Annotated in this window: 18 protein-coding genes and 1 pseudogene; 6 read left to right on the top strand and 13 right to left on the bottom strand. The window is 59.9% G+C overall.

The window, feature by feature from the left end; translation table 11 throughout:
- Positions 1 to 954 carry a tonB-system energizer ExbB gene (gene exbB, locus HU755_RS04100; protein WP_186630705.1) on the bottom strand — a complete coding sequence of 318 codons (954 nt, stop codon included), beginning with the start codon at positions 952 to 954 and terminating at the stop codon, positions 1 to 3.
- A gap of 188 nt (positions 955 to 1,142) precedes the next feature.
- On the opposite strand from exbB, the gene HU755_RS04095 reads away from it, so the two are divergent.
- Positions 1,143 to 2,000, top strand: coding sequence for an SDR family oxidoreductase (locus tag HU755_RS04095; protein ID WP_186619263.1), 858 nt, complete (start codon positions 1,143 to 1,145; stop codon positions 1,998 to 2,000).
- Positions 2,001 to 2,138: 138 nt separating this feature from the next.
- On the opposite strand, the gene HU755_RS04090 is transcribed toward HU755_RS04095, so the two are convergent.
- The 6 genes from HU755_RS04090 to HU755_RS04065 all read right to left on the bottom strand — a co-directional run bounded on the left by HU755_RS04090 (position 2,139) and on the right by HU755_RS04065 (position 7,443).
- Complete coding sequence (locus HU755_RS04090) at positions 2,139 to 2,879, bottom strand: hypothetical protein (RefSeq protein WP_186630704.1); 741 nt, start codon at positions 2,877 to 2,879, stop codon at positions 2,139 to 2,141.
- Positions 2,880 to 2,946: 67 nt separating this feature from the next.
- The gene (locus HU755_RS04085; RefSeq protein ID WP_014340863.1) at positions 2,947 to 3,327 is read right to left on the bottom strand and encodes a RidA family protein; all 381 of its coding nucleotides are present in this window, start codon (positions 3,325 to 3,327) and stop codon (positions 2,947 to 2,949) included.
- 24 nt (positions 3,328 to 3,351) lie between these two features.
- The gene (gene spoT, locus HU755_RS04080) at positions 3,352 to 5,457 is read right to left on the bottom strand and encodes a bifunctional GTP diphosphokinase/guanosine-3',5'-bis pyrophosphate 3'-pyrophosphohydrolase (RefSeq protein WP_007954439.1); all 2,106 of its coding nucleotides are present in this window, start codon (positions 5,455 to 5,457) and stop codon (positions 3,352 to 3,354) included.
- Positions 5,458 to 5,514: 57 nt separating this feature from the next.
- A complete protein-coding gene (gene rpoZ, locus HU755_RS04075) occupies positions 5,515 to 5,778 on the bottom strand; it encodes a DNA-directed RNA polymerase subunit omega (RefSeq protein ID WP_008030604.1) in 264 nt (87 codons plus the stop codon).
- Positions 5,779 to 5,946: 168 nt separating this feature from the next.
- Positions 5,947 to 6,567, bottom strand: coding sequence for a guanylate kinase (gmk, locus tag HU755_RS04070; RefSeq protein WP_186619262.1), 621 nt, complete (start codon positions 6,565 to 6,567; stop codon positions 5,947 to 5,949).
- 12 nt (positions 6,568 to 6,579) lie between these two features.
- Positions 6,580 to 7,443 (bottom strand): YicC/YloC family endoribonuclease, encoded by an 864-nt coding sequence (locus tag HU755_RS04065; protein WP_186630703.1) that lies wholly within the window; start codon positions 7,441 to 7,443, stop codon positions 6,580 to 6,582.
- 268 nt (positions 7,444 to 7,711) lie between these two features.
- Here HU755_RS04065 and rph point away from each other — a divergent pair, with 268 nt between their 5' ends.
- The 3 genes from rph to gltS all read left to right on the top strand — a co-directional run bounded on the left by rph (position 7,712) and on the right by gltS (position 10,413).
- Positions 7,712 to 8,434 carry a ribonuclease PH gene (rph, locus tag HU755_RS04060; protein ID WP_186630702.1) on the top strand — a complete coding sequence of 241 codons (723 nt, stop codon included), beginning with the start codon at positions 7,712 to 7,714 and terminating at the stop codon, positions 8,432 to 8,434.
- Positions 8,435 to 8,463: 29 nt separating this feature from the next.
- Positions 8,464 to 8,832, top strand: coding sequence for a DUF4870 domain-containing protein (locus HU755_RS04055; RefSeq protein ID WP_016772541.1), 369 nt, complete (start codon positions 8,464 to 8,466; stop codon positions 8,830 to 8,832).
- Between the two features lie 372 nt (positions 8,833 to 9,204).
- The gene (gltS, locus tag HU755_RS04050; RefSeq protein ID WP_186630701.1) at positions 9,205 to 10,413 is read left to right on the top strand and encodes a sodium/glutamate symporter; all 1,209 of its coding nucleotides are present in this window, start codon (positions 9,205 to 9,207) and stop codon (positions 10,411 to 10,413) included.
- Positions 10,414 to 10,476: 63 nt separating this feature from the next.
- On the opposite strand, the gene HU755_RS04045 is transcribed toward gltS, so the two are convergent.
- Positions 10,477 to 11,256: an exodeoxyribonuclease III gene (locus HU755_RS04045; protein ID WP_007920349.1), complete on the bottom strand. Its 780-nt coding sequence runs from the start codon at positions 11,254 to 11,256 to the stop codon at positions 10,477 to 10,479.
- Between the two features lie 81 nt (positions 11,257 to 11,337).
- On the opposite strand from HU755_RS04045, the gene pyrE reads away from it, so the two are divergent.
- Positions 11,338 to 11,982, top strand: coding sequence for an orotate phosphoribosyltransferase (gene pyrE / locus HU755_RS04040; RefSeq protein ID WP_186630700.1), 645 nt, complete (start codon positions 11,338 to 11,340; stop codon positions 11,980 to 11,982).
- Positions 11,983 to 12,165: 183 nt separating this feature from the next.
- Here pyrE and argB read toward each other — a convergent pair whose 3' ends face one another.
- The 4 genes and pseudogenes from argB to coaBC form a co-directional block, all read right to left on the bottom strand.
- Positions 12,166 to 13,071: an acetylglutamate kinase gene (gene argB, locus HU755_RS04035; protein WP_150593448.1), complete on the bottom strand. Its 906-nt coding sequence runs from the start codon at positions 13,069 to 13,071 to the stop codon at positions 12,166 to 12,168.
- Positions 13,072 to 13,088: 17 nt separating this feature from the next.
- Positions 13,089 to 14,492 (bottom strand): annotated as a pseudogene (locus HU755_RS04030) (phosphomannomutase/phosphoglucomutase); the annotation flags it as partial.
- A 301-nt stretch (positions 14,493 to 14,793) separates the two neighbouring features.
- On the bottom strand, positions 14,794 to 15,249 hold the full coding sequence (gene dut / locus HU755_RS04025) for a dUTP diphosphatase (protein ID WP_186630698.1): 456 nt from the start codon (positions 15,247 to 15,249) through the stop codon (positions 14,794 to 14,796).
- 5 nt (positions 15,250 to 15,254) lie between these two features.
- Complete coding sequence (gene coaBC / locus HU755_RS04020) at positions 15,255 to 16,463, bottom strand: bifunctional phosphopantothenoylcysteine decarboxylase/phosphopantothenate--cysteine ligase CoaBC (RefSeq protein WP_186630862.1); 1,209 nt, start codon at positions 16,461 to 16,463, stop codon at positions 15,255 to 15,257.
- A 133-nt stretch (positions 16,464 to 16,596) separates the two neighbouring features.
- Between coaBC and radC the strand changes: the two genes are divergently transcribed.
- Positions 16,597 to 17,271, top strand: a complete 675-nt coding sequence (radC, locus tag HU755_RS04015; RefSeq protein WP_186619256.1) for a DNA repair protein RadC — start codon at positions 16,597 to 16,599, stop codon at positions 17,269 to 17,271.
- A gap of 131 nt (positions 17,272 to 17,402) precedes the next feature.
- On the opposite strand, the gene HU755_RS04010 is transcribed toward radC, so the two are convergent.
- The gene (locus HU755_RS04010) at positions 17,403 to 18,989 is read right to left on the bottom strand and encodes an ABC transporter substrate-binding protein (RefSeq protein WP_186630697.1); all 1,587 of its coding nucleotides are present in this window, start codon (positions 18,987 to 18,989) and stop codon (positions 17,403 to 17,405) included.
- Positions 18,990 to 19,149: the final 160 nt, after the last annotated feature.

Below are 19,149 nucleotides of genomic sequence, written 5' to 3'. Positions count from 1 at the left end.
TTACCCCACTTTAACCATGTGCGGCTGCGAGCTGCGCTCAGGCTGGTGGTCGAGGTCGCGGCTGACCAGCAGCAGGACTTCTGCCGAAGCATCGGAGACCTGCGCCTTGTAACCGGCGATGGAACGGGCAAAGACGTTGTAGATGACCACGGCAGGGATCGCTGCAACCAGACCCAGGGCAGTGGCCAGCAACGCCTCAGCGATACCCGGCGCTACGACGGCAAGGTTGGTGGTCTGGGTTTTGGCAATGCCGATGAAGGAGTTCATGATGCCCCATACGGTACCGAACAGACCGACGAACGGCGCGGTGGAACCGATGGTAGCGAGGACGCCGGTGCCGCTGCTCATGTTGCGACCGCAGGCAGCGACGAGGCGCTCGAGGCGGAAGCTGACGCGTTCCTTGATACCTTCTTTCTCGCGGCTGTTGACCGACAGGCGCATTTCTTCGAGCGCGTCGTGCACCAGCAGGTTGGCCAGAGTGCCTTCCTTGCCCGCGGTCGCGCTGGCTTCTTTGAGGGTGGTGGCTTTTTTCAGTGCGGCAATCTCACCACGCAGACGGCGCTTGGCACCCATCAGCTCGAAGCCTTTGGCAATCCAGATGGTCCAGGTGATGATCGAAGCGATGGCCAGACCAATCATCACGATTTTCACGATGATGTCGGCGTTCTGGTACATGCCCCATGGCGACAAGTCGTGGGCCATACCCAAGGTGTTGTCGGCTTCAAGGACTTCAGGTGCGTCGGCCGCATCGACAGCCTGCACCGGATCGGTGGCCGCCGGTGCAGCCGGAGCGGCAGCCGGTGCGTTCTGTTCGGTGGCGGCTGGGGTGGCTGGTGCCTGGGCGTCGGCGATAGCAGCGGTCGGTGCCAGCATCAGGCTGAGCAACAGAGCCGCGACAGCGCTCCAGGCGCGAGGTCGAATGGTTGGCGAAGCGGGAGTTTGATTACGTGTCATGCTGGCCGGACCTGAGATTGAAAAACGTTATTGCTCTTCCAGGCCTCGTGAGGCCGAGAACAAAAGTGGCGTGCATTATTGCAAGTAATTCTTGTTAACAAAAGTAATAGAGTAACTTTTTTTCCTTGATCGCTAGCCGCTCGTCCTGCGCCAGCGCTAGTCTGTGCCTTTCTGATGGGAGTTTTCTGATGTCCGCGCCTTCTGTTTTGATTGCCGGTTGTGGTGATGTCGGCAGTCGTCTGGCCACGCAATTGCTGGCAGCCGGTTGGGACGTTTACGGCCTGCGCCGGGACGTTTCCAGGCTGCCGGAGGGTGTGATCGGCGTTGCCGGGGACCTGTTCAACGAGGAATGCCCGGCGACCTGGCCGGTAGGCGCCGTTGATCATGTGGTTTATTGCGCAGCGGCGACCGATCACGATGAAGAGGGCTATCGTAAGGCCTACGTTCAAGGCTTGCAGAATGTGCTGAGTTGGTTGGGCGACTATGGGCAAGTGCCTGAGCGACTGGTCTTCGTCTCTAGCAGCAGTGTGTACGGCCAGCAGGACGGCGCGTGGGTCGATGAGACCTCCGAGACTGTCGCGGCCGGTTATTCGGGGCGTTTGATGCTCGAGGCCGAGCAGGTCGCGCTCAACAGCGGCATCCCGGCGAGCGTGTTGCGTCTGACCGGTATCTACGGCCCGGGCCGCGAATGGCTGCTGACTCAGGTGCGTCGCGGTTATCGCGTGGCGGTCGAGCCGCCGTTATATGGCAACCGGATTCATGCCGATGATGCGGCGGGGTTGCTGGCGTTTCTGCTGGAGAAAGATCGGCAGGGTGTGGCGCTTGATCAGTTTTACATCGGTGTCGACGATGCGCCGGCGCCATTGGCTGAGGTGGTAGGCTGGTTGCGCGAGTATCTGGGCGTGACTGAATGGGCCGACGACGCCAGCGTACGGCGCACCGGCAGCAAGCGTTGCAGCAATGCGCGGGCGAAAGCGTTGGGGTGGGTGCCAAAGTATCCGAGTTATCGCGAAGGCTACGCAGCTATCCTCGAAGGTCGCTGCTGACTTTCTGGCCTCGCAAAACCCCTGTAGGAGTGAGCCTGCTCGCGATAGCGGTGTATCAGACACATCGATATTGACTGATACACCGCTATCGCGAGCAGGCTCACTCCTACAGGGGGATTTCTGCGAATTCAGAGACGGTTACTGCTTCTCCAGCAACCACTTGCGCTCACCCGCCGCAAACTGCGGCTGCTCATCCGCCAGCGCGGTATTGACTGCTTGCAGGATTTCCAGCTCCTTGCCCTTGCGCACAAAGATCCAGTTATTGCCCTGACCATTGAGCTGCAGCCACATGCTGTCGTTGCCATTGCTCATCGACGCGCAGTCACCGGCCAGGCACAAGGCATACCGATCCGCGCCCGGCAGGCCGGTCACTTGCCCGTCGGCCTGGAACTGTACGGTGCCGCCTTCGCCCTGACCGCTGGTGATGGTCCAGTTGCCGCCCAGATACGCCGAGTACAGCGCTCGTTCGAAACTGGCACCGATCGGCGCGCCTTCCGGCACCGGGATCTGCGCGCGGTCGAACAGCTGTTCCGGTTCGTTGTCGCTCGCGGCTTGCTGCAGGTGGTTGCCGTCGCGTTTCAATTCGCTGGCAGAGCTGCCGTAAAAATCGACTTTCCAGGCACCGGACTGTTCGCCCAGCAGCCGTCCTTCGACGTTTTCAAAACCGTTGGTGTAGCGGGCCTGACCGGCCTTGGTGTTGACGTCCCACTCCAGGTTCGGGCCATAGGCCTGCAGCGCTTCGCGCAGGGGGCCGCCCTTGGCAGCGGCATCGATCGCCACCTGGTTGATCCAGGTGCCGCTGATGTCACGGTCGGCAGGGTCGCTGGCGCAGCCGCCAAGGAAGAGGGCGAGCAGCGAGAGAGCTAGCGCTTTGCGCATGGTGGAGTCCTTTCAAAACCTTTTCTTGCAGCAGTCGGCGCGACGGTTGAAGGCCGCGCCGTGCGCATCACTCGATGACCAGAATGGCATCCATTTCAACCTGCGCACCCTTCGGCAGGGCAGCCACGCCAATGGCGGCGCGAGCAGGGTAGGGCTGGTCGAAGTACTTGCCCATGATCTCGTTGACCTTGGCAAAGTGGCTCAGATCGGTGAGGAAGATGTTCAGTTTGACGATGTCCTTGAACGAACCGCCAGCGGCTTCGGCCACGGCCTTGAGGTTCTCGAACACCTGGACAGTCTGGGCTTCGAAGCCTTCAACCAGTTCCATGGTCTTTGGGTCCAGAGGAATCTGCCCCGACATGTACACGGTGTTGCCTGCCTTGATCGCCTGGGAGTAAGTGCCGATGGCGGCCGGGGCCTTGTCGCTGGTGATAACAGTCTTGGTCATGTAGGACTCCTTGTTAGGTTTGAGTTATGCACGCATGCGAGTGATGCGGATCACTCCGGTCAGGGCGCGCAACTTCTTGATCACGCGAGCCAGGTGCACACGGTCGTGGACGCTGACCACCAACTGCACGACGCTGATGCGGCCATCGCGTTCGTCCATGCTGATTTTCTCGATATTGCCGTCGGCGGCGTTGACGCTGCTGGCCAGCAGGGCGATCAGGCCGCGCTGGTGCTCCAGTTCGACGCGCAGTTCGACGTTGAATTCGCCGGTGACATCCTTGGCCCACGAGAGCTGGATGCATTTTTCCGGGTTGTGCCGGATTTCACTGATGTTGCGGCAGTTGTCCAGGTGCACGACCATGCCTTTGCCCGCCGACAGGTGACCGACAATCGGGTCGCCCGGGATCGGCGTACAGCATTTGGCGTAACTGAGCACCAGACCTTCAGTGCCGCGAATGGCCAGCGGGCCTTCCGGACTTGGCAGTTGCTCGCCTTCGCCGAGCAGGCGCCGGGCGACCACGTAAGCCATGCGATTGCCCAGGCCAATGTCTTCGAGCAAGTCTTCGATCAGTTCGAGGCGGTATTCGGTGAGCATCGCTTTGACGCGTTCGGCCGGGATCTGCTCCAGCGCACTATCGAAACCGTTGAGGACCTTGTTCAGCAGGCGTTCGCCGAGGCTGATGGACTCCGAGCGGCGCTGTAGTTTCAGTGCGTGGCGAATGTGCGTACGCGCCTTGCCGGTGACCACGAAGTTGAGCCATGCCGGGTTCGGCCGTGCGCCCGGGGCGCTGACGATCTCCACCGTTGAGCCGCTTTGCAGCGGTTCGGACAGCGGTGCGAGGCGGCGATTGATCCGGCAGGCGATGCAGCTGTTGCCGACGTCGGTGTGTACGGCGTAGGCAAAGTCGACCGCCGTGGAGCCTTTCGGCAGCTCCATGATCCGGCCCTTTGGCGTGAACACATAGACCTCGTCCGGGAACAGGTCGATCTTCACGCTCTCGATGAATTCCAGCGAGTTGCCGGCACGTTGCTGCATTTCCAGCACGCCTTTGACCCATTGCCGGGCGCGGGCGTGAGTGCCTTTGGGCTGCTCGTCGCCGCTGGATTTGTACAGCCAATGGGCGGCGATGCCGTTGTTGGCCATTTCTTCCATTTCACGGGTGCGGATCTGGATCTCGATCGGTACACCGTGCATGCCGAACAGCGTGGTGTGCAGCGACTGATAGCCGTTGGCCTTGGGAATCGCGATGTAATCCTTGAAGCGCCCCGGCAACGGTTTGTACAAATTATGTACAGCACCCAGAACGCGGTAGCAGGTATCGACCTTGTCGACGATGATCCGGAACGCGTAGACGTCCATGATTTCGTTGAAGGCCCGACGCTTGCCGCGCATTTTCTTGTAGATGCCGTAGAGGTGTTTCTGCCGACCGCTGACTTCGCCCTGGATGCCGTCGATGGCGAGGCAATGGCCGAGGGATTCTTCGATCTTGTTGACGATTTCCTTGCGGTTGCCCCGGGCGCGTTTGACCGCCTGGTAAATCCGCGCAGAACGCATCGGGTGCATGGCCTTGAAGCCGAGGTCTTCGAATTCGATGCGGATCGCGTGCATGCCCAAGCGGTTGGCAATGGGCGCGTAGATTTCGAGGGTTTCCTTGGCGATGCGCCGGCGCTTTTCGCCGGACAGCACTTCCAGCGTGCGCATGTTGTGCAGGCGGTCGGCGAGCTTGACCAGGATCACGCGAATGTCGCGCGCCATGGCCATGGCCATTTTCTGGAAGTTTTCCGCCTGGGCTTCGGCCTTGGTCTCGAAATTCATCTGGGTCAGTTTGCTGACCCCGTCGACCAGTTCGGCCACGGTTTCGCCGAACTGCGCTTGCAGCGCTTCTTTGGCAATACCGGTGTCTTCGATCACGTCATGCAGCATTGCGGCCATCAGGCTTTGATGGTCCATGTGCATGTCGGCAAGAATATTCGCCACGGCAAGAGGATGCGTGACGTACGCCTCGCCACTGCGACGGCGTTGACCGTCATGGGCTTGTTCGGCGTAGAAGTACGCTCGGCGGACCAGGTTGACCTGGTCGTTGCCGAGGTAGGTCGATAAGCGATCGGCGAGGGCGTCTATGCTCGGCATGATGATTCCTGCCGAAAGCTTTGACCCCGCGCCGTGCTACGTCGACCAGGCATAGGCTTAGACGGCCTCGTTCGACTCGTCCTCGAACGCTGCGAACAGCGGTTCATCCTGGACGATTTCCTGCTCGGCGATGAACTCGTAGCTCATCAGGCCTTCAGCAATTTCACGCAGCGCGACAACGGTCGGCTTGTCGTTTTCCCACTGGACCAATGGCTCTTTGCCGCCGGTGGCCAGTTGACGGGCACGCTTGGTAGAGAGCATGACCAGCTCAAAGCGGTTTTCCACGTGTTCTAGGCAGTCTTCAACGGTTACGCGGGCCATGGTATTCCTCGGAGCGAATGCAATATGCGCGCTGCCCGGTTGGGCGAGCGGACTGAGCAGTTTAAAAAATCACCAGCGATTAGGGAAGCGCTGATTTTTTGACCAAGCCCTTCAACGCGCTGCAAGCACCAATGTAAAGCGCTTGCAGGCATTTTGGGAAGTGCTGTTTTAACCGAGCAATTCGGCCAGCAATTTGCCGAAACGTACCTGCTGGCGTTTCTGTTGCAGCTGGTTGGCGCGGAAAATCGCCTTCAGGTCGTCGAGCGCGTGGGCGAAATCGTCGTTGATGATCAGGTAGTCGTAATCGACATAATGACTCATCTCGCTGACGGCTTCGCGCATCCGGCCGTCGATGATCTCGTCGCTGTCCTGGCCGCGGTTGGTCAGGCGCTGGTGCAGGGCTTGAAGCGACGGTGGCAGGATAAAGATCGAGCGCGCCTGCGGCATCAGCTTGCGCACTTGCTCGGCGCCTTGCCAGTCGATTTCCAGAATCAGGTCGTGGCCTTCGTCCAGCGTCTGTTGCAGGCGGCTCTGCGAGGTGCCGTAGAAGTTGCCGAAGACTTCGGCGCGCTCAAGGAAATCACCGTGCTCGCCCATTTTCACGAACTCTTCGCGGGTCACGAAGTGGTAGTTCACGCCGTCCACTTCGCCCGGACGCATGGCGCGGGTGGTGTGCGAGACCGAAACGCGGATCTCTGGATTGGCGTCGGTCAACGCTTTGACCAGACTGCTTTTGCCCGCGCCCGATGGCGCGGAAATGATGTACAGGGTGCCGGTGTGGTGGTTCATGTCAGGGTAGCCTTACTCAATATTCTGCACTTGTTCGCGCATCTGCTCGATCAACACTTTGAGGTTGACGGCGGCTTGGGTGCTGCGCGGGTCGAAGGCCTTGGAGCCCAGGGTGTTGGCTTCGCGATTGAGCTCCTGCATCAGGAAGTCCAGGCGTCGCCCGGCCGCACCGCCGGATTTGAGCACCCGGCGAACTTCGATGATGTGGGTGCTCAGGCGATCCAGTTCTTCGGCCACGTCGCTCTTTTGCGCGAGCATGACCATTTCCTGTTCCAGGCGCTGCGGATCGAGCTCGGCCTTCATGTCGGCGAAGCGGTCGAGGACTTTCTGGCGCTGGGTGGCAAGCATCTGCGGCACCAGTTCGCGCAGCGTCACGACGTCCGCTTCGATGGAGGTCAGGCGCTCATTGATCAGCCGTGCCAGCTCCGCGCCTTCGCGCTCGCGGCCGGCCTTCAACTCACTGAGGCCTTGATTGAACAGGGCCAGCGCGTCGGCGTTCAATGCCTGCGGGTCAGTCGCATCGCCCACCAGCACGCCGGGCCAGGCCAGCACTTCGAGCGGATTCAGTGCGGCGGGATTGCTGATCAGCCCGGCGACGGTTTCCGCGGCGGCGACCAGTTGCGCGGCGCGCTCGCGATCGACTTGCAGGGTTTTGCCGGTGCTTTCTTCGGTGAAGCGCAGCGTGCACTCCAGTTTGCCCCGCGACAGCCCCTGGCGCAGCGCTTCACGCACCGAGCCTTCCAGGTCGCGAAACGACTCCGGCAAGCGCAGGTGCGGTTCCAGATAGCGGCTGTTGACCGAGCGCAGTTCCCAGCTCAGGGTGCCCTGAGCGCCGGCTTTCTCGACGCGGGCGAAGGCGGTCATGCTGTGCACCATGGCGGTGACCTCGCAATGCAGATCGGCGCAGCAGGGTGTTCCGCAGGCGCGATTTCAGTGAATTTAAGCCGACTGGCAGCAAAGGCGCAGGATTGTAGCGCAGTGCGGCGAATGCGCCCAAACACACGGTGTGACAAAGCGCTGCAGCCCGTCGGTTATGCGCGACTCAGGGCCTTCGGCCGTCGGCCAGCGTTTTTAACAAGTGCCCAGGCGCGGTGCAGCGCTCTATAATGCTCGGCAGTTTTCCGTCCTCAGTACAGGTGTCCCTATGAAACGTCCAAGTGGTCGCGTTGCCGATCAGCTACGCTCGATCCGCATCACCCGCAACTACACCAAACACGCCGAGGGATCCGTACTGGTCGAATTCGGTGATACCAAAGTCATCTGCACCGTCAGCGTCGAAAACGGCGTGCCGCGCTTCCTCAAAGGCCAGGGTCAGGGCTGGTTGACTGCCGAGTACGGCATGCTGCCGCGCGCCACTGGCGAACGTAACCAGCGCGAAGCGAGCCGTGGCAAGCAGGGCGGCCGCACGCTGGAAATCCAGCGCCTGATCGGCCGTTCGCTGCGCGCGGCGCTGGACATGTCGAAGCTCGGCGACGTGACCCTGTACGTCGATTGCGACGTGATCCAGGCGGATGGCGGCACCCGCACCGCGTCCATCACCGGTGCCATGGTCGCGCTGATTGATGCCTTGAAAGTGATCAAGAAGCGCGGCGGCCTTAAAGGCGGCGACCCGCTCAAGCAAATGATTGGCGCGGTATCGGTCGGCATGTACCAGGGCGAAGCCGTACTGGATCTGGATTACCTGGAAGACTCCGCTGCCGAGACCGATCTCAACGTGGTGATGACCAGCACTGGTGGTTTCATCGAAGTACAGGGCACCGCTGAAGGTGCGCCGTTCCAGCCGGAAGACTTGAACGCGATGCTGGAGCTGGCGAAAAAAGGCATGAACGAGATCTTTGAACTGCAAAAGGCGGCACTGGCTGACTGAGCAGTTTTCACGTCTACAAGGAGAGTGCGATGAGTGATGAGCAAGAGTTACTGCCCAAGCCGAGCCAGGAGGTTCGCCAGTGGGCGATGTTTTGTCACTTGTCCGCCTTGCTGGGGATCTGGATTCCGTTCGGCAATCTGATCGGACCATTGATTCTGTGGCAGATGAAGCGCGAGAAAGATCCGTTCATCGATGCGCAGGGCAAAGAAGCGCTGAATTTTCAGATCACTGTCGCGATTGCTTCGATGATCTGCTTCCTGCTCATGCTTTTGATCATTGGTTTCTTCCTGTTTGGTTTGCTCGCGATTGCTGCTTTGGTTCTGACGATTATTGCAGGTGTCAAAGCCAACGAAGGTTTTCCTTACCGATATCCGTTCACTTGGCGATTGATCAAGTAACGGTCCGCTGATTTGTAATATTAAAAATGCCCCTGACTTGTCGGGGCATTTTTGTTTGTGCAACTGAATAATTGTTTTTTTGTTGTAGGAATAATCTCTTGGCGATGTGCGGTTTGCTAATTATTAATCCATGTTTCGCCATTACACCTTTGGTCACAACTGAGCGAGCAAGTGCTTATACCTGTCCTTGTTATTAGCGTGAGAGGGTTGTTAAAGTTGTTCGTGCAATGTTTCGATTGAAACATTTCGATATGTTCAAGCCATCGACGGTTATTGAATTTCCCGGAAATCAGTGTTGAGACAATCAGCCAATTCACCAGTCGAGCTCAGGTAAACGCTCGCCTCGTGAATATTCAGCAAAGAATAATCCACATGATTCAGCTCGATTTTTACGGCACGCTCGTGGCCGCTTCTTTGGTATTACTGCTCGGGCGCGGACTTGTTACGCGTGTTGGCTTTTTGCGAAGTTACAATATTCCTGAACCGGTAGCGGGCGGCCTGGTGGTTGCCTTGCTCCTGTTGATATTGCGCACCTTTGATATTGAGGTGCGCTTCGATACGTCCTTGCAAACACCGTTGATGTTGGCTTTCTTCGCCACGATTGGATTGAGTGCGGACCTTGCCAGTCTGAAAAAGGGTGGCCGCATTGTTGGGGTCTTCCTGCTGGCGGTCATTGGATTGCTGGTGGTGCAGAATGCCATGGGAATCGGCTTGGCAACCCTGCTCGGGCTCGATCCGTTGATGGGCTTGCTGACGGGGTCGATCACGCTTGCCGGCGGCCACGGTACCGGCGCTGCATGGGGCACGGTATTCAGCGAGAAATATGGCTTGGCCTCGGCTTCGGAACTGGCGCTGGCCTCGGCGACGTTCGGTCTTGTCCTGGGTGGTCTCATCGGTGGGCCCGTTGCCAGGTTGCTGATCAAGCGCGTGCAAGTGCCGGGTTGCAGTCCGCAACAAGTGCCGCGACTACCAAGAGGTTTTGAGCAGCCGAACAAGGAACGTTCGATCACGCCCTTTTCCTTCGTTGAAACGCTGGCGCTGATTGCCGTCAGCCTGCTCGCGGGCAACCTGTTGAATGGCTTGCTTCACGGTACTGTCTTCGAATTGCCGACCTTTGTCTGTGTTCTGTTTGTAGGCGTGGTGTTGCGTAACGGGCTATCAGCGCTTGGCTTGTATCAGGTATTCGAACGTGAAGTCTCTGTGCTGGGCAATGTCAGCCTCTCGCTGTTTCTGGCGATCGCTCTGATGTCGCTGAAGTTGTGGGATCTGGCGGCGCTGGCATTGCCGATCTTCATTATTCTGGCCGTGCAGGCGCTGGTCATGGCGCTGTTCGCGATTTTCGTAACGTTCCGGGTGATGGGCGGTAACTACGATGCCGCCGTGCTCGCTGCGGGGCATTGCGGCTTCGGTCTGGGTGCCACGCCGACGGCCATTGCCAACATGCAAGCAGTGACGCAGCGCTATGGGCCGTCGCAGATCGCGTTTCTGGTGGTGCCGATGGTGGGCGCCTTTTTCATCGACATCATCAACGTTATCGTGATCAAGCTTTATCTGACCTTGCCATTTTTTGCCTCCGTCTAGTACGAGGCGCATAAAAAAGCCCGCATCTTACGGTGCGGGCTTTTTTAATGGCTGCGATACGACTTAGATGGTCAGCGTCCAGTCGTAGTCGACGATCAGCGGCGCATGCTGCGAGAACCGAGGCTGACGCGGCAGGCGTGCGCTGCGCACAAAGCGCCGCAGGCCAGGTGTCAGAATCTGGTAGTCAAAGCGCCAGCCCAGATTGAGCATCTCGGCCTGTTCGTTGTCCGGCCACCAGCTGTACTGGTCGCCTTCACGGCTGACTTCGCGCAGGGCATCGACATAGCCCATGTTGCCGACAATCTCGTCCATCCAGGCGCGTTCCGGCGCCAGGAAGCCTGGAGATTGCTGGCTGTCGCGCCAGTTCTTGATGTCCAGCTTCTGCTGCGCCACATACAGCGAGCCACAATAAATGTACTCGCGACGTTTGCGTCGCTGCTTGTCCAGGTACTTGCCGAAATCGTCCATGAGCTTGAACTTCTGGTTCAAGTCCTCATCGCCGTTCATCCCCGAAGGAAGCAGCAAGGTGGCAATACTGACTTTGTCGAAATCTGCTTGCAGGTAGCGCCCGTAGCGGTCGGCCGTCTCGAAACCGAGACCGCTGATGACAGCCTTCGGTTGCAACCGCGAATACAAAGCCACGCCACCTTGGGCAGGGACTTCAGCATCGCAGGCATAAAGGAAGTAGCCATCCAGTTGGAAGGCTGGGTCATCCAGTTCAAAGGCGGAGGCACGGGTGTCCTGCAGGCAGATGACGTCGGCATTCTGTGCTTGCAGCCAACTGAGCAAACCACGCTCGACTGCAGCCTGAATACCATTGACGTTCACACTGATGATCCGCATAAATGGCCCCAAAAATCGCGTGCGTGTATGATACACGGCGTCAAGCTAATTAGCTAAATCCGTGGTATTTGGGGTTTTTTCATGCAAGCGTATCAGCGCGATTTCATTCGTTTTGCCATCGATCGCGGGGTTTTGCGCTTCGGTGAGTTCACCCTGAAGTCCGGACGCACCAGTCCCTACTTCTTCAACGCCGGCCTGTTCAACTCGGGTTCGGCCCTGGCGCAACTGGGGCGTTTCTACGCCGCTGCCATCGCCGAAAGCGGTATCCCTTTCGACGTTCTGTTTGGCCCGGCCTACAAAGGCATCCCGCTGGCAGCGACCACTGCCGTTGCGCTGGCCGAACATCATGGGCGTGACTTGCCATGGTGCTTCAACCGCAAAGAGGCCAAGGCCCACGGCGAAGGCGGCAGCCTGGTCGGCGCGGCGCTGACCGGTGACGTATTGATCATCGATGACGTGATCACCGCCGGTACCGCCATCCGTGAAGTGATGCAGATCATCGCCTCCCAGGACGGCGCGAAGGCCGCCGGCGTGCTGATCGCTCTGAACCGTCAGGAGCGTGGTAACGGCGAGCTGTCGGCGATCCAGGAAGTGGAGCGCGATTTTGGTATCCCGGTGATCAGCATTGTTTCGCTGAATCAGGTGCTGGAATTCCTCGCCGACGATCCGCAGCTCAAGCAGCACCTGCCGGCCGTGGAAGCGTACCGCGCCCAGTTTGGCGTTTAAGCGCCGGCTTTTGTGGGAGCGAGCCTGCTCGCGAAAGCGTCCTGCCAGCCGACATCAATGTTGAATGGAAGTGGGTATTCGCGAGCAGGCTCGCTCCCACATGGGTTCTTCCACTTGGGTTTTGCGGTAAAAAAAGACCCCGCACAGTCAGGCTGAGCGGGGTCTTTTTGTTGGCGCTGGCGCTTATGGACGCTTGCGATTGCTGATCAGCGTGCCCACGCCGGTGTCGGTGAAGATTTCCAGCAGGATCGCATTCGGTACGCGACCGTCGATGATCAGCGAGCTGCCGACGCCGCCCTGAACCGCTTCCAGTGCGCAGCGGATCTTCGGCAGCATGCCGCCGTAGATCGTGCCGTCGGCGATCAGGTCGTCGACCTGCTGTGTGCTCAGGCCGGTCAACACGGTGCCCGACTTATCCATCAGGCCGGCGATGTTGGTCAGCAGCATCAGCTTCTCGGCTTTCAGCGCTTCGGCGACTTTACCGGCCACCAGGTCGGCGTTGATGTTGTATGACTCGCCGTTTTCACCCACGCCGATCGGCGCGATCACCGGGATGAAGTTGCCTTTGACCAGCAGGTTCAGCAGCTCGGTGTTGATCCCGACCACTTCGCCGACATGACCGATGTCGATGATTTCCGGCTGGGTCATCTCCGGGGTCTGGCGGGTAACAGTGAGCTTCTTCGCGCGAATCAGCCCGGCGTCTTTACCGGTCAGGCCGATGGCGCTGCCGCCGTGGCGGTTGATCAGGTTGACGATGCTTTTGTTGACCTGACCGCCCAACACCATTTCCACCACGTCCATGGTCGCCGCGTCGGTGACGCGCATGCCGTCGACAAAATGGCTCTCGATCGACAGGCGCTTGAGCAGATCACCGATCTGCGGACCACCGCCGTGCACGACCACAGGGTTGATGCCCACGGCTTTCATCAGCACGATGTCGCGGGCGAAGCCGGTTTTCAGCTCCTCGCTTTCCATCGCGTTGCCGCCGTATTTGATTACCAGGGTCTTGCCGACATAGCGTCGGATGTAAGGCAGCGCTTCGGACAGGACCTTGGCAGTGTTGGCGGCGGCTTCGCGTTCGAGGGTCATTCAGGGCTCCGGGTGGATCAGAACGGTAGTTGGAGATCAGGTGCAACGCGTTTCAGTTGGGTGTGGAACACATTCTTGATGCGCTGCAATTCAGCCTCGTCATCGGCCTCGAAACGCAGTACCAGCACCGGTGTGGTGTTGGAGGCGCGCACCAGGCCCCAGCCTTTGGCGTAATCGACCCGCACGCCGTCGATGGTGGTCAGGTCGGCGCCTTCGCCCCACTGAGCATCGTGCAGTGCATCAATGATGCTGAATTTGCTCTCTTCGGTCACATGGATATTGATTTCCGGCGTGGAAATATCGTTCGGGAAGGTGGCAAACAGCTCTTCCGCGGTGGATTTTTCCTTGCTGAGGATTTCCAGCAGACGTGCGGCGCTGTAGATGCCGTCGTCGAAACCGAACCAGCGCTCCTTGAAGAAGATGTGCCCGCTCATTTCACCGGCCAGCAGCGCGCCGGATTGTTTCATTTTCTTTTTGATCAACGAGTGACCGGTCTTCCACATTAGCGGCCGACCGCCGTATTCCTTGATCAGCGGCACCAGGCGACGGGTGCATTTGACGTCGAAGATGATTTCCGCGTCCGGATTGCGTGCCACCACATCGCGGGCGAACAGCATCAGCAGGCGATCCGGGTAGACGATGCTGCCGGTATTGGTCACTACGCCGACGCGGTCGCCGTCGCCGTCGAAGGCCAGGCCGATATCGGCGTTGGTTTCCTTGACCTTGGCAATCAGGTCGACGAGGTTCTCAGGCTTGCCCGGGTCCGGATGGTGATTCGGGAAGTTGCCGTCGACTTCGCAGAACAGCGGGATCACTTCGCAATTCAGCGCTTCGATCAGTTGTGGAGCGATCACGCCGGCCGCGCCGTTGCCGCAGTCGACCACGACTTTCAGGCGGCGGGCCAGTTTGATGTCCTGGACGATTTCGGTGTTGTAGCGGTCGAGGATTTCGACCTGAGTGACGCTGCCCTGGCCGCTGCTCAGGTCATTGTTCTTGATGCGCTCGTGCAGCACCTGGATCTGCTCGTTGGCGAGGGTGTCGCCGGCGATCACGATCTTGAAGCCGTTGTAGTTCGACGGGTTGTGGCTGCCGGTCAGCATGACCCCGGACTTGCCGGCCAGCACATTGGCGGCGTAGTACAGCGCCGGCGTCGGCACCAGGCCGACATCGCTGACGTGGCAACCGCTTTCGGCGATCCCGCGGATCAGTTCCGCGACCAGCTCCGGGCCGGACAGGCGGCCGTCACGACCGACCGACACGTTCGGCTCGCCCTGGGCCAGGCTCTGCGAGCCGATGGCGCGGCCGATCCAGTAAGCGGTTTCACCGTTGAGGTATTCCGGCACGGTGCCGCGAATGTCGTAGGCGCGGAAAATGCTGTCAGGCAGCTTCGGGGCGATCTTGGCGGGGGTGCTCATCTGCGGAAATGCTCCATCTCGAAAGGGCGGGACAGACCGGCGAAACGTTCGACGGCAGGCTCAAACTGAAGGGTATGACGGCGTTTTCCACAGAGAGTTCGTGGTATGAAAGGGCCATGACACCTCGGCTGGCGTGGCTTGCGGCCAGCAAAACCTTGATATTCCGCGCTTAACCGTGCGCCATCCATTGCACAAAATTTGTGGCGAGGGAGCTTGCTCCCGCTTGGGTGCGCAGCGCCCACAAGATTTTGGGTCTGCTGCGCAGCCCAGCGGGAGCGAGCTCCCTCGCCACAGTAGTGTTTCTGCGCTACTGGGTGCCGGTGTGGCCGAAACCGCCGGTGCCGCGCTCGGTCTCGACAAACTCTTCAACCATTTCAAAATGCGCCTGCACCACCGGAACCAGCACCAGTTGCGCCAGACGTTCGCCGACGGTCATGGTGAAATCGCTCTGGCCACGGTTCCAGCAGGACACCATCAGCGGGCCTTGATAATCGGAGTCGATCAGGCCGACCAGGTTGCCCAGGACGATGCCATGTTTGTGGCCCATGCCCGAGCGCGGCAGGATCAGTGCCGCGAGGTTCGGGTCGCCGATGTACACCGAGAGGCCCGTGGGAATCAGCACGGTTTCACCCGGTTTGATCACGATGTCCTGTTCCAGCATTGCGCGCAGGTCGAGGCCGGCTGAGCCCGGGGTGGCGTATTGCGGCAGCGGGAATTCGGTGCCGATGCGTGGGTCGAGGATCTTGGCTTGCAAAGCGTGCATGTAAATTAAACCTGGTTCAGACGTTCGGCGATAAAAGTGACCAGTTGGCGAGCAATCTTGCTCTTGCTGGTCTGGGCGAAAACCGTGGCGTGCAGCTCACGGTCGATGACGCTGCAGGCGTTTTCTTCGCTGTTGAAACCGATGCTCGGGTTGGCCACGTCGTTGGCGACGATCAGATCGAGATTCTTGTCTTTCAGCTTGCGTGCAGCGTAGTCGAGCAGGTGTTCGGTCTCGGCGGCGAAGCCGACGCTGAACGGACGGTCGGGACGGGTCGCGATGGTGGCGAGGATGTCCGGGTTGCGCACCATTTGCAGGACGAAGCCGTCACCGCTCGTAGGATCTTTCTTGAGTTTATGCGGGGCGACGACTTCCGGGCGGTAGTCCGCCACCGCAGCGGAGGCGATGAAGACGTCGCACGGGATCGCCGACTCACAGGCGGCGAGCATGTCGCGGGCGCTGACCACATCGATGCGCGTGACGCGATCCGGGGTCGGCAGATGCACCGGGCCGCTGATCAAGGTGACGCGGGCGCCGGCTTCCACAGCCGCTTCGGCGAGGGCGAAACCCATTTTTCCGGAGCTGTGGTTAGTGATGTAGCGCACCGGGTCGATGTTTTCCTGGGTCGGGCCGGCGGTGATGACCACATGCTTGCCGGTCAGGGCCAGACGCTGGAAGCAATCGGCGGCGAGCAGCGCCAGATCGGTGGCTTCCATCATGCGGCCCATGCCGACGTCGCCGCAGGCCTGGCTGCCCGAGGCCGGGCCGAAGGTCTTCAGGCCACGGCTTTGGAGGACTTGCAGGTTGGCCTGGGTCGCCGGGTCGCGCCACATGGCCTGGTTCATTGCCGGCGCAACGGCGACGACGGCGTCGGTGGCCAGCACCAGCGTGGTCAGCAAGTCGTTGGCGATGCCTTGGGCGAGGCGGGCGATCAGGTCAGCGGTAGCCGGGGCGATCAGCACCAGGTCGGCCCATTTGGCCAGTTCGATGTGGCCCATGGCGGCTTCGGCGGCCGGGTCGAGCAAGTCCAGATGGACCGGGTGGCCGGACAGGGCCTGCATGGTCAGCGGGGTGATGAATTCGGCGCCGCCATGGGTCATGACCACGCGCACTTCGGCGCCCTGGTCGATCAGGCGGCGAACCAGATCGGCGCTCTTGTAGGCCGCAATGCCGCCGCCGACGCCCAGAACGATGCGTTTCCGATACAGCCGCTGCATAGGTCTGCCTTTCATTTCGTTGATGACTGCAGTGCGATGCCCCTCCCCAGGGTTGAATCGACCGCAAAAAAGATGGGCTAAGATATCACAGCGACCGCTACGGAACAGCGGCGCCCACAGACAGGGAGTGTGTATGAGTATTCGCGATTGGCCAGCGGCGGAACGGCCGCGGGAGAAACTGCTGGAACAGGGCTCGGGAAGCCTTTCGGACGCCGAATTACTGGCGATTTTTCTACGCACCGGAGTCTCCGGCAAAAGCGCTGTGGATCTGGCGCGACACCTTTTGAGCCAATTCGGCAGCCTGCGCGTTCTGCTCGACGCCGATCTTGGCTCGTTCAGCGAGCAGTTGGGCCTGGGGCCGGCGAAATATGCGCAGTTACAGGCGGTGCTGGAAATGGGGCGGCGGCATCTGGCAGAACGAATGCGGCAGAAACCCGCGCTGGAAAACCCTCAGGTCGTACGCGACTACCTCAAGGCCATGCTGCGGCATGAGCCGCACGAGGTGTTCGGCTGCCTGTTCCTGGATTCGAAACATCAGGTGTTGAACTTCGAAGCGCTGTTTCGCGGCTCGATCGACAACACCAGTGTGCATCCAAGGGAAGTGGTGAAGCGGGCGCTGGCCAATAACGCGGCGGCCGTCATTCTCTGTCATAACCATCCGTCCGGTAATACCGATCCGAGTCAGGCGGATCGTGTGCTGACCAAACGGTTGCAAAAGGCGCTGGAGCTGATCGATGTGCGGGTGCTCGATCATTTCATCATTGGCGATGGCGAGCCGTTGTCGATGGCGGAGTGCGGCTGGATGTAGCTCTCAAAGACAACGCGGTCCCCTGTAGGAGTGAGCCTGCTCGCGATGGCGGTATTTCAGTCAACCCATGCGGTGACTGGAAGATTGCTATCGCGAGCAGGCTCACTCCTACAGGTTTTGTGCAGGACGGGTTATTTGAGGTTGACCCTGGAGTAGTCCTGCCGGCCAAACGGGCTCACCGAGTAACCCTGCACATCCTTGCGCGTCAGTGCATACGCCGTCGGGTGCGCCAACGGCAGCCACAATGCCTGCTGCTGGATCTGCGCCTGTGCCTGTTCATACAGCTTGGTGCGCACGCCTTGTTCGCTGGTGGTCTTGCCGGCGCTGATCAGTTTGTCCAGATCGGCGTTGCAGTACCGCGCGAAGTTGGTGCCGGACTTCACCGCCGCGCAGGAAAACTGCGGCGTGAGGAAGTTGTCCGGGTCGCCGTTGTCGCCGGCCCAGCCCATGAACAGCAGGTCATGCTCGCCAGCCTTGGCGCGACGAATCAGCTCGCCCCATTCGATCACACGGATCTCCGCCTGAATGCCGATCTCGGCCAGATCCGACTGCAGCATCTGCGCACCGAGGCTCGGGTTCGGGTTGAGCAGGCTGCCTGACGGACGCGTCCAGATGGTGGTCTGGAAGCCATCCTTCAAACCGGCCTTGGCCAGCAGCGCCTTGGCTTTGGCTACGTCGTGCGGGTAGCCCGGCAGGTTCTTGGCGTAGCTCCAGGTGTTCGGCGGGTAAGGGCCGTTGGCTGCTTCGGCGGTGTCTTCGAACACAGCTTTGATGTAGTTGGCCTTGTCGAACGCAAGGTTGATCGCCTGGCGTACTTCCGGCTTGTCCAGCGGCGGGTGCTGGCTGTTGATGCCGACGAAAGCAGTCATGAATGCGTCAGTCTTTTCGACTTTTAACGTCGGCTCCTTCAGCGCCGCCTGTACGTCCAATGGTTTCGGTGACAGGGCGATCTGGCATTCATTGCGCCGCAGCTTTTGCAGGCGCACGTTGGCGTCCGGGGTGATGGCAAAAATCAGCGGATCGACCGAGGGCTTGCCACCGAAATAATCCGGGTTGGCCTTGTAGCGGATCGCCGCGTCTTTCTGGAACCGGTTGAACACAAACGGCCCGGTGCCGATCGGCTGGCTGTTGAGCTTGTCCGTGGCGTTGGCCTTCATCAGCTTGTCGGCGTATTCAGCGGAATAGATCGAGGCGAAACCCATGCTCAGGGTCGCGAGGAAGGTCGAATCCGGGTGATCAAGCGTGAAACGCACCGTCAGCGGGTCGAGCGCATCGATCTTTTTGATCAGCGCAGGCAGTTGCATCGACTGCGCATGGGGGAAGCCGCTCTGGGCAACTTTGTGCCACGGGTTGGCCGGGTCGAGCATGCGATCGAAACTGAATTTTACGTCTTCGGCGGTCAGCTCGCGGCTCGGTTTGAAGTAATCGGTGGTGTGAAACTTCACTTTCGGACGCAGCTTGAAGACATAGGCCAGACCGTCGCTGCTGACCTCCCAACTGTCGGCCAGGCTCGGTACCACCTTGCCGCTGGCGGTATCGAAATCCACCAGGCGGTTCATCAACACGTCAGCCGAGGCATTGGTGGTGGTCAGCGAGTTGTACTGCACCACATCGAACCCTTCAGGGCTGGCCTCGGTACAGACGCTCAACGCGGCGGCCTGGGCCAATGGGCTGAGCAGGAACGGGACGAGCAACAGGGGTAGGGCAGCGAGGCGCATGGTCGGTTTCCTTTACAGATCGAAGGCCCATCTGCAAGTGCAGTCTGGAAAAGTCCTACCCTAGAGCTCTGGATTGCAAATGACTATCCCCTTTTTGCATTTTCAGGGGCATGCTGATGCGGTTCCGCTCGATAACGGCGTGATGAAAAGTCTGAATCCC

Origin of the sequence: Pseudomonas sp. SWRI111, from assembly GCF_014268555.1 — a bacterium.
GTDB classification, from domain to species: Bacteria; Pseudomonadota; Gammaproteobacteria; order Pseudomonadales; family Pseudomonadaceae; genus Aquipseudomonas; species Aquipseudomonas hamedanensis.
Note: the sequence above shows the minus strand (reverse complement) of the source record. Positions and strands in the feature narration are given on the sequence as shown.